Genomic DNA, 7879 nt, shown 5'->3' with positions numbered 1-7879 from the left:
ATCGGGAAAGCGCGCCTCGAAAGCCTGGCGCGACATTGGGCGATCAGATTTCCAGCGGGCGGGCATGTGAGAACAATACGGAAACGCGACGCCTGCCGCAAGCCCTCGCACCACATGTTGTGGCTCCGGAGTCAGGGGGATAAGCCTTTCAGCCGCGATTGTGGTGTTTTTCGCGATATACCAATTTTTCAAATCGGCCTCACAGAAAACACCTGTGTCGAACAAGGATTTTAATGCTCGTAGCCAATATCATTGAGGAAGCCAAACTCGGCGGGCCGCAGATCCGGATGGTGCGGGTGGCGGCGGCGCTGGGTGACGCGGCGCGGACGCTGATCGTCATGCCGCGCGCCAACTCGGAGGCGTTCATCGCGGCCTGCGATGCTGCTGGCGTGCGCCACGTGGCATTGCCAATGACCCGCATCACCAAGGAATGGCGCGTCGCGCTCGGCTTTGTGCTCTTCTCGCCGATCGAGGTGATCCGCCTGGCGCGCCTGCTGCGCCGCGAGCGGATCGAGTTGGTCCATGCCTCCGGGGGAAGCTGGCAATACAAGGCGGTTCTGGCCGCGCGGTGGGCGGGCATCCCCTCGGTCTGGCACCTGAACGACACGCAGATGCCCGAGGTCATCCGCTGGGTCTTCCGACGCCTGTCGCCGTTGCCGACAGGGTTCATCTTCGCCTCCAACCGGTCGCGCGATTACTACGGCAATCTGCTGGCGCACCGGGTGCAGGACGTGATCCCCTCGACGGTCGATGCCGCCCACTTCGATCCGGCCCTGCCGCTCGCCGGGGATGCCGACGTCCTGACCCATCTCGGCGCGGCGCCGGTGATCGGCACGGTGGCGAACATCAACCGCATCAAGGGGCTGGAAACGCTGATCCGCGCTGCCGCGGCGGTGAAGCTGCGGATCCCCGATCTCAGGGTTGTGGTGATCGGCCCGGTCTACCCGAACCAGCAAACGCTTCATGCCGAGTTGGGCGAGTTGGCCCGCAGCCTTGGCCTTTCCGACAGCATCGAATGGGTCGGCGGCCGCGCCGATGTCCGACCGCTGCTGGGGCGGTTCGACGTTTACGTCTGCAGTTCGCTGGCCGAATCCTCGCCCGTCTCGGTCTGGGAGGCGATGTCGATGGCGCGCCCGGTGGTGTCCACCGACGTCGGCGATGTCAGCCTTCACCTGACGGACGGCGAAAGCGGCTTCATCGTGCCGGTCGGCGACGATGCCGCGATGGCCGACCGGATCGGCGCCTTGTTGGCCGACGAAGCCCTGCGCAAGCGGTTCGGGGCCCGCGCCCGCGAAACCGTGATCCGCGAGTTCAGCCCGGCGAAGATTGCGGACAAGACGCTTGCCCTTTACCAGCGCGTGCTGGACGCATGGCGGCAGGGCAAGGCAAAACCATGAGCGGCGAGGCCCAGATGAAAGTCCTGACGGTTTTCGGCACGCGCCCCGAGGCGATCAAGATGGCGCCTGTCACCAAGGCCCTTGCCGCGGCGACCGACATCGAGGCGCGGGTCTGTGTCACCGCCCAGCACCGCGGCATGCTTGATCAGGTGTTGCAACTGTTCGGCATCGTCCCGGATCACGACCTCGACCTGATGCGGCCGGGGCAGGACCTGACCGGGGTCACCTGCGGCGTGCTGGAAGGGCTGAAGCCGGTGCTGGAGGGCTACCGCCCCGACCTCGTGCTGGTGCACGGCGATACCACGACCACGCTCGCCACCTCGCTGGCCGCCTACTACGCCCGCGTGCCGGTTGCGCATGTCGAGGCCGGGCTGCGAACGCACGACATCTATTCGCCCTGGCCCGAGGAAGTGAACCGCAAGGTCGCCGGCGCCATCGCCGAACTGCATTTCGCGCCGACCGAGCGGGCGCGGCAGAACCTGCTGGCCGAGGCGGTGCCCGAGGCGCGCATCTTCGTGACCGGCAACACCGTCATCGACGCGCTGCACGAGGTCGTAGCGCTGCTCGATGCCGACGCGGCGCTGCAAAGCGACCTTGCGGCCCGCTTCCACCTCGATCCGTCGCGGCGGATGATCCTGGTGACCGGCCACCGCCGCGAAAGCTTCGGCGCCGGGTTCGAGCGCATCTGCGAGGCCTTGCGCCTGCTGGCGGCGCGCCCGGATGTCGAGATCGTCTACCCCGTGCATCTCAATCCGAACGTCAAGGGCCCGGTCGAGGCCCGCCTGTCGGGGCTGCCCAACGTCCACCTGATCCCGCCGCAGGACTACCTTCCCTTCGTCTACCTGATGAGCCGCGCCGACATCATCCTGACCGATTCGGGCGGTGTCCAGGAAGAGGCGCCGGCGCTTGGCAAGCCGGTGCTGGTGATGCGCGAGACCACCGAACGACCGGAAGCCGTCGATGCCGGAACGGTGCTTTTGGTCGGGACCGATGTCGATACCATCCTGCGGCAGACCGCCCGGCTTCTGGACAATGCCGAGGCATACCGTCAAATGCGCGTCGCACATAACCCCTATGGCGACGGCAAGGCGACCGGACGGATCCTGGCCGCCTTGCGCGATTGGCATCGGCGGAAGACTCTCTGAGCAAGGCAATGAGGCAGCAAGACATGCGCGACGACGATTTCAAACGAATCTCGGTGATCGGTCTCGGATACATTGGTCTTCCGACCGCAGCGATGTTCGCATCACGCGGCTACACGGTGATCGGCGTCGATATCAACGAGGCCACGGTGAACACCGTCAATCGCGGCGAAATCCATATCGTCGAGCCCGAGCTCGATATCGCCGTGCGCTCGGCCGTCACCGGCGGCTACCTGCGGGCCACGACCACGCCAGAGCCCGCCGACGCCTTCCTGATCGCCGTGCCGACGCCTTTCCGTGGCGAGAACCGGGCCCCCGACATCTCCTACGTCGAGGCGGCCGCAGCCTCGATTGCGCCGGTTCTGGCGCGCGGCAACCTGGTCGTGCTCGAATCCACCTCGCCGGTCGGCACCACCGAGCGGATGGCCGAAATTCTGGCGGCCGCCCGCCCCGATCTGAGCTTCCCGCAGAGCCACGGCGAAGCCTCCGACATCCGCATCGCGCATTGCCCCGAGCGTGTACTGCCCGGCAAGGTGATGCAGGAACTGGTGACCAACGATCGCGTCATCGGCGGCACCACGGCGCGCTGCTCGGCGCTGGCCGCGCAGCTTTACCGGATCTTCGTTTCCGGCGATTGCGTGCATGCCAGCAGTCCGCGCGCCGCCGAGATGGTCAAGCTGACCGAAAACAGCTTCCGGGACGTGAACATCGCCTTCGCCAACGAGCTGTCGCTGATCTGCGACAAGCTCGACATCGACATCTGGGAACTGATCTCGCTGGCCAACCGCCATCCGCGCGTCAAGATTCTCCAACCCGGCCCGGGTGTCGGCGGCCACTGCATCGCCGTCGATCCGTGGTTCATCGTCGCGAGCGCGCCCGACGAGGCGCGCCTGATCCGCACCGCGCGCGAGGTGAACGACGCCAAGCCCGAGTGGATCATGGACAAGGTGCGGGCCGCGATCGCCGCGCATCTGGCCGCAAACCCCGACATGACCCCGCAAGAGGTCACGGTGGCTTGCTACGGGCTCGCCTTCAAACCCGACATCGACGACCTGCGTGAAAGCCCTGCGCTGGAGATCGTGGCGCACCTTGCGCTGGACCTGCGCGGCCCGCTGCTGGTGGTGGAGCCATTCATCGCCAAATTGCCGCGCGCGCTGTCCGAAGGGGTATCGCTGGTCGCGTTCGACGAGGCCCGGCGACGCGCCGACGTGCACGTGATGCTGGTCGATCACAGGGCCTTCAAGGGCACCCCCCGCCCGGATGGGCGGATCGTCGATGCGCGGGGCGTCTGGCGGTGAGTCGCCGCCGCGCCGACAGGATGGCTGGGCCCGCCACATGAGCGCGCTGCGCAAGACACTGCGTTACATTGGCATCTACGGCCTTGGCCGGACGATGTTCAAGGTGGCCGCCCGTACCCGCCGGGCCCCCGCGCTGGTGTTCCGGCGGCATGATCCGCAGGACATCGGCCTGATCGGCTGCGGTCAGTTCGGCACCGCGACACTGGGCTATTTCCTCACCCGCCGCTTTGGCCGCCGCATCCGCTGGGTCTATGACACCAACCCCACCGCCGCCCGCACCGCTGCGCGGCTTCTGGCGGTGCCGAACGTGGCGCGCGGTGTCGACGATATCCTGAACGACTCGCAGGTGCGTCTGGTCTACGTCGCCTCCAACCACGCCTCGCACAGCGACTATGCCGCGCGGGCGCTGGCGGCAGGGAAAGATGTCTACGTCGAAAAACCGGTCGCCGTCTCCATCGCGCAATTGGCGACACTTCGCGTGGCGATGGCCAAGGCCGGCAAGCGGGTGTTCGTCGGCTACAACCGCCCGTTTTCCGCCGCCGTGCGCGCGTTGCACCAGACCTTGGGCGACCGCCCCGACGGGCCGCTCTCGCTCAACTGCTGTGTCTCCGGCCATGTGATCGGCCCGGATCACTGGTATCGCAAGCCCGAGGAAGGCACCCGCATCTGCGGCAACGCCGGGCACTGGATCGACCTTTTTGTCCACATGCTCGCCTGGCGCGGGCTACCCGACGGCTTCCGCATCACCCTCTTGCAAGCCGACCCGGCCGAGCCCGACGACAACTTCTCTCTCTCGCTCGCGACCGATCGCGGCGACATTTTTTCGCTGATGCTCACCGCCCGGAGCGAACCCTTCGAGGGCATCAACGAGACGGTAAATGCCCAGCAGGACGATGTGATCTGCAAGATCGACGACTTCCGTCGCATGACGGTCTGGAAGGGTGAACGGCTTCGGCGCTGGCGCTTCTGGCCCAAGGATGTCGGCCACAGGGCTGCGGCGATGCAGCCTTTCGGCGAAGGCCCCGCTCGCGACTGGCGCGAGATCGAGGCCTCGACCCTGCTGATGCTGCGGATCACCGACATGGTCCGCGATGGCACTGCGACAACCAGTTTCTCACTCAGCGACGCAATCACAGAACTCGACGGGACGCAAAAACCAGCATGAAACAGGTTCTCCAATCCCTTCGGGACGGGCACACCGAGGTCGCCGATATCCCCGCGCCGGGCGCGCGCGCGGGGCAGCTTGTCATCCACACGACGCGCAGCCTCGTTTCCGCCGGGACCGAGCGGATGCTGATCGCGTTCGGCAAGGGCAGCCTGCTTGCCAAGGCGCGCCAGCAGCCCGACAAGGTGCGCGAGGTGCTGGCCAAGGCGCGGACCGACGGCATCGGGGCGACGCTCGACGCCGTGCGCAGCAAACTCGATCAGCCGATCCCACTGGGCTATTGCAACGTGGGCCGCGTGGCGACGGTCGGTGCCGGTGTGACAGGCTTCGCGGTGGGCGACCGGGTCGTGTCGAACGGCAACCACGCCGAAGTGGTGGCAGTGCCCCGCAACCTCTGCGCGCGGATTCCCGACGGCGTCGGCGACGAGGCGGCAAGCTTCACCGTGCTGGCGGCGATCGGGCTTCAGGGCATCCGGCTGGCGCAGGTCACGCTGGGCGAATGCGTCGTGGTGACCGGCCTCGGCCTGATCGGGCTCTTGGCCGTGCAGATGCTGCGTGCCCAGGGCTGCCGCGTGCTGGGCATCGACCTCGACCCCGCCCGGTTGGAACTGGCACGCCGCTTCGGCGCGGAGACCGTGAACATCGGCCAGGGCGAAGACCCGATCGCCGCCGCGCAGGCCTTCTCGCGCGGGGCGGGCGTCGATGCCGTGCTGATCACCGCCTCCACCAGCAGCAACGAGCCGGTCTCGCAGGCGGCGAAGATGAGCCGCAAGCGTGGCCGCATCATCCTAGTCGGCGTCACCGGGCTGGAGTTGAGCCGGGCCGACTTCTACGAAAAGGAACTCAGCTTCCAGGTTTCGTGCGCCTACGGTCCGGGCCGCTACGATCCGGCCTATGAACAGGGCGGCCACGACTACCCGATCGGCTTCGTGCGCTGGACCGAACAGCGCAATTTCGAGGCCGTGCTTGATCTGATGGCCTCGGGCGCGCTGGATGTCGGCCCGCTCATCACCCACCGCTTTCCCATCACCGAAGCCGCCGAGGCGCTGGCCCTGCTGACGTCCGACCGCGCGGCGATGGGGATCGTGCTGGAATACAGCCCCGATCTCCGTGGCGCCGATCTCGCACGCCAACGGGTGGCGCTGCCGACCGTGGCCAACGCGGCGGTGCCTGCACAGGGCCGGATCGGCTTTCTCGGTGCCGGCAACTATGCCAGCCGGATGCTGATTCCGGCGTTCAAGGCGGCGGGCGGGTCGATCGCGATGGTGGTCAGCGCAGGCGGCGTCAGCGCCGTGCATGCCGGGCGCAAGAACGCGGCGGCCGAGGCCGCGACCGACGAGCACGCCTGTCTTGATGCGCCCGACATCGACACCGTGGTCATCGCGACCCGCCACGATGCCCATGCCCGCCAGGTTCTTGCCGCGTTGCGCGCAGGAAAGCACGTGTTCTGCGAAAAGCCGCTTTGCCTGACGCTGAATGACCTCGACGAGATCGAGGCCGAAGCGCGCGCCCGGCCCGGCCAGCTTCTGATGGTCGGCTTCAACCGCCGCTTCGCCCCCCACATCGTGCGGATGAAAGCGCTGCTGGCCACCACGCCCGAACCGAAAAGCTTCATCGTCACCGTGAACGCCGGGGCGATCCCGGCCGACCACTGGACCCAGGACCGCGCCGTCGGCGGTGGCCGGATCATCGGCGAGGCCTGCCACTTCATCGACCTGCTGCGCCATCTTGCGGGCGCGCCGATCGTGACGCAAACGACGCTGGCTCTGGGCCAGCCCCAGGGCGGGTCGGCCCCGTCTGACACCGCGACCATCACGCTCGGCTTTGCCGACGGCTCGGTCGGTACCGTCAACTACTTCGCCAATGGCCACAAAGGGTTCCCGAAAGAGCGGGTCGAGGTCTTCGTGGCGGGGCGGGTGCTGCAGCTCGACAACTTCCGCCGCCTGACCGGCTGGGGCTGGCCGGGTTTCGCCAAGATGTCGCTCTGGCGCCAGAACAAGGGCGTCGTCGAAGCGACCGCGGCCTTCCTGACCGCAATCCGCGAGGGCAAGGCAAACCCGGTCCCGCTGGAAGAAACCATCGAAACCAGCCGGGCTTCCATCATCGCCGCGGAGGGCGCCGCATGACCGGGATCGTTCGCTACCTCGACCGGACGCTCTACCCTGCGTTCCAGAGCAATTGGGATGATCTTCTGTTCCGCGACCGCATCCTCGCGAAACTGCGGCCTGATGCGGTGGTTCTCGACCTCGGTGCCGGGGCAGGCATCGTCGAGCGGATGAATTTCAAGGGCCGCGCGGCGAAGGTCTGCGGCGTTGATCTCGATCCGCGCGTGATCGACAACCCCTACCTCGACGAGGCCCGCGTGGCCGACGCGAACGGCATCCCCTACGGCGACGGGTTGTTCGATCTGGTCTTCGCCGACAACGTGATGGAGCATCTCGCGCAGCCGGAGGCGGTGTTCCGCGAGATCGCGCGCGTGCTGAAGCCCGGCGGCACCCTTCTGTTCAAGACGCCCAACCGCACCCACTATGTGCCGCTGATCGCGCGCTGCACCCCACACTCGTTCCATCAGTTCATCAACCGGCTGCGCGGACGCGCCGACGAGGACACGTTTCCGACGTGTTACCTGGCCAACAGCGCGGCCCAGGTGCGCGCGCTTGCCGCCCAGACCGGGTTCCAGGTGACAAGGATCGAGCGAATCGAGGGGCGGCCGGAATACCTGCGGATGAATGCGCTGACCTATCTGGCGGGCGCCGCCTATGAACGCATGGTGAACCGAATCCCGATTCTGGCGCGGTTCCGCGTGCTGCTGGTGGCCGAATTGCGCAAGGCCGGGCCGGTCTTGGCGCCGCAGTCGCGCTGACCGCGCCGCCCGTC

The 7879-nt window shown here is 67.2% G+C and carries 7 protein-coding genes; 6 read left to right on the top strand and 1 reads right to left on the bottom strand.

The window, feature by feature from the left end; genetic code table 11:
- On the bottom strand, positions 1-225 hold a 225-nt coding region (locus AC11WY_RS13145), incomplete at its 3' end, for a hypothetical protein (protein ID WP_482926197.1).
- 8 nt (positions 226-233) lie between these two features.
- On the opposite strand from AC11WY_RS13145, the gene AC11WY_RS13140 reads away from it, so the two are divergent.
- Genes AC11WY_RS13140 through AC11WY_RS13115 form a run of 6 tightly spaced genes read left to right on the top strand, consistent with a single transcriptional unit; the run spans position 234 to position 7865 of the window.
- A complete protein-coding gene (locus AC11WY_RS13140; RefSeq protein WP_482926195.1) occupies positions 234-1397 on the top strand; it encodes a glycosyltransferase family 4 protein in 1164 nt (387 codons plus the stop codon).
- A 14-nt stretch (positions 1398-1411) separates the two neighbouring features.
- Positions 1412-2542 (top strand): non-hydrolyzing UDP-N-acetylglucosamine 2-epimerase, encoded by a 1131-nt coding sequence (gene wecB / locus AC11WY_RS13135; RefSeq protein ID WP_482926193.1) that lies wholly within the window; start codon positions 1412-1414, stop codon positions 2540-2542.
- A gap of 23 nt (positions 2543-2565) precedes the next feature.
- Complete coding sequence (gene wecC, locus AC11WY_RS13130; RefSeq protein WP_482926191.1) at positions 2566-3837, top strand: UDP-N-acetyl-D-mannosamine dehydrogenase; 1272 nt, start codon at positions 2566-2568, stop codon at positions 3835-3837.
- 37 nt (positions 3838-3874) lie between these two features.
- Positions 3875-5002: a Gfo/Idh/MocA family protein gene (locus AC11WY_RS13125; RefSeq protein WP_482926189.1), complete on the top strand. Its 1128-nt coding sequence runs from the start codon at positions 3875-3877 to the stop codon at positions 5000-5002.
- The gene (locus AC11WY_RS13120) at positions 4999-7128 is read left to right on the top strand and encodes a bi-domain-containing oxidoreductase (protein WP_482926187.1); all 2130 of its coding nucleotides are present in this window, start codon (positions 4999-5001) and stop codon (positions 7126-7128) included. The genes AC11WY_RS13125 and AC11WY_RS13120 overlap by 4 nt, the downstream gene beginning before the upstream one ends.
- Positions 7125-7865 carry a class I SAM-dependent methyltransferase gene (locus tag AC11WY_RS13115; RefSeq protein WP_482926185.1) on the top strand — a complete coding sequence of 247 codons (741 nt, stop codon included), beginning with the start codon at positions 7125-7127 and terminating at the stop codon, positions 7863-7865. Before AC11WY_RS13120 ends, AC11WY_RS13115 begins: the two co-directional genes overlap by 4 nt.
- Positions 7866-7879: the final 14 nt, after the last annotated feature.

Source organism: Solirhodobacter sp. (genome assembly GCF_964715405.1).
Note: the sequence above shows the minus strand (reverse complement) of the source record. Positions and strands in the feature narration are given on the sequence as shown.

Bases quoted from the DNA above. Each gene is read 5' to 3' on its own strand.
- AC11WY_RS13120 (WP_482926187.1), top strand. From the start codon at position 4,999: ATGAAACAGGTTCTCCAATCCCTTCGGGACGGGCACACCGAGGTCGCC.
- AC11WY_RS13125 (WP_482926189.1), top strand. From the start codon at position 3,875: ATGAGCGCGCTGCGCAAGACACTGCGTTACATTGGCATCTACGGCCTT.
- AC11WY_RS13140 (WP_482926195.1), top strand. From the start codon at position 234: ATGCTCGTAGCCAATATCATTGAGGAAGCCAAACTCGGCGGGCCGCAG.
- wecB (WP_482926193.1), top strand. From the start codon at position 1,412: ATGAAAGTCCTGACGGTTTTCGGCACGCGCCCCGAGGCGATCAAGATG.
- AC11WY_RS13115 (WP_482926185.1), top strand. From the start codon at position 7,125: ATGACCGGGATCGTTCGCTACCTCGACCGGACGCTCTACCCTGCGTTC.
- wecC (WP_482926191.1), top strand. From the start codon at position 2,566: ATGCGCGACGACGATTTCAAACGAATCTCGGTGATCGGTCTCGGATAC.